This window comes from Ideonella sp. P3_A4 (genome assembly GCF_056403075.1).
Genome location: NZ_JBFUGE010000913.1, coordinates 1 through 1,818, shown reverse-complemented (window position 1 = coordinate 1,818; position 1,818 = coordinate 1). Strand labels below are relative to the sequence as shown.

Sequence of the window (1,818 nt, the reverse complement as noted above, 5' to 3'; positions counted from 1 at the left end):
CCGCCATCCTCGCCTGGTGCGTGTCGATGACGACACGCCAGGCCGGCCACTTCTTCTTCGAGCCGCGTGGCTACGATGAGGTCAACCAGGCCACCGACGCGTACAAGGAAGAGATCAAAATCGGCTACAACATTCGCCGCAAGATCGCGCTGATGAGCGCCTGGGTCGCGCTGCCGCTGCTGMTGTGGCTGCAGCCCAGCCTGTTCGGGCTTATCGAGCCAGCGGTGGGTTGGACCGGCTATCTGCACGACGTGGGTCTGGCTTGGCTCTTCCTCGGCGTCAGCGGGCTGCTGTTCCGCGTCGCCCAACTGACCTGGCAAAAAAGCCTGGCCACCGGCCTGGTCTGGATGAGCAAGATCCTGACCGACCCGTTCCACGACATCTGGCTGTACCACAAGGCGCCGCTGTACCTGCTGCGTGGCGAGCTGATCGACCCGATGCACCACGTGCAGTCACACTAAGCCGTGATCGCGACCGCGGGCCGCCGTCGAGCGGCCCGCGGCGCGAACTCAGCCGATACCGAAGCGGCGGTTCAGCATCTCTTTCAGGATGCTGCGATTGATGGACTTGTTGGTCTGCGCCGGGTCGGCCCACCACCAGCCATCGGCCTGCATTTCCTGGCCCGCTGCGATAAACCGCTCCAACACCGCGTCGAAGTCGGCATCGCTGTAGTTCAGGCTGAAGATCAATCGACCCGTGCCCACCCAGCTCAAGGCCAGGCCATGCAGCCGCAGGTAGAACTGCAACATCCAGTTGTAGCGCGAAGGCTCGGTGTAGGTCACCGTCCAGATCGACGACAGGTTCGCCACACGCACCGGCAGGCCGGCCTGGGCCAGGCGCTGGTTGAAGCGCGCAGTGCGTTCGTTCCAGCGCTCGTCCAGTCCGTCRTACAAAGCCTGTACTTCGGGGCGCTGCAGGCGATCGAGGAAGGCCTGCATCGCGCAGACCACGTAAGGGTGGGCGTTGAAGGTGCCGCGTGCGAAGCAGATGTCGGCCGGGCGCTCGGCGCGGTAGCGCTGCATCAGTGCCTGTTGGCCGCAGACCACGCCGACCGRCAGGCCGCCGCCGAGCGTCTTGCCGTAGGTGACCAAGTCGGCCTTGACGCCGAAGTACTCTTGCGCGCCACCTGGTGCCAGACGGAAGCCGACGAAGACCTCGTCGAAGATCAGCACGATGCCGCGCTCGCTGCAAACGGCCCGCAGCTTCTTCAGCCAGCCGGTGTAGGCCTCGCGGTCGAAGTGCGCTCCGCGGCTCGAATCGACCAGCGAAGAATCACCCGGTGCGCCCTTGTTCGGATGCAGCGCCTGCAATGGGTTGACCAGCACGCAGGCGATGTCCTTGCGCGTGCGCAGCACCTGCAGGCTGCGTTCGTCCATGTCCTCGAGCGTGTAGGTGTCGCGTGGTGGCACCGGGTTGCCGGGGCCGGGCTGCACGTCTTCCCACCAGCCGTGGTATGCGCCGCAGAAGCGCACCAGGTGGCTGCGTTTGGTGTGATAACGCGCCAGCCGCACGGCCTGCATCACCGCTTCGGTGCCGGACATGTGGAACGACACCGCGTCCTGGCCCGAGATGGTTTTCAGGCGCTTGACCACGTCCAGCAGCGCCGGGTGGTAGGCGCCGAGCACCGGGCCGAGTGGGCGGGCTTGCGCTTCGGCCTCGGCGATGCACTGCTTGTAGGTGTCGTAGCCCAGCAGGTTCACGCCGTACGAGCCGGCCAGGTCGTAGAAGACGTTGCCGTCCAGGTCTTCGACAGTCACGCCGGACGAGGCTTGCAGCACGCTGCCGACGCTCAAGTGCTGACGCAGGTAGGGGCTGTAC

2 protein-coding genes are annotated in these 1,818 nt (G+C 65.6%); one reads left to right on the top strand and one right to left on the bottom strand.

Annotated features, from left to right (window positions below):
- On the top strand, positions 1 to 461 hold a 461-nt coding region (locus AC1DYI_RS34365), incomplete at its 5' end, for a hypothetical protein (RefSeq protein WP_477208583.1).
- Between the two features lie 48 nt (positions 462 to 509).
- Here AC1DYI_RS34365 and AC1DYI_RS34360 read toward each other — a convergent pair.
- Positions 510 to 1,818 (bottom strand): aminotransferase class III-fold pyridoxal phosphate-dependent enzyme (locus tag AC1DYI_RS34360; protein ID WP_477208582.1); only part of this gene is annotated, 1,309 nt, incomplete at its 5' end.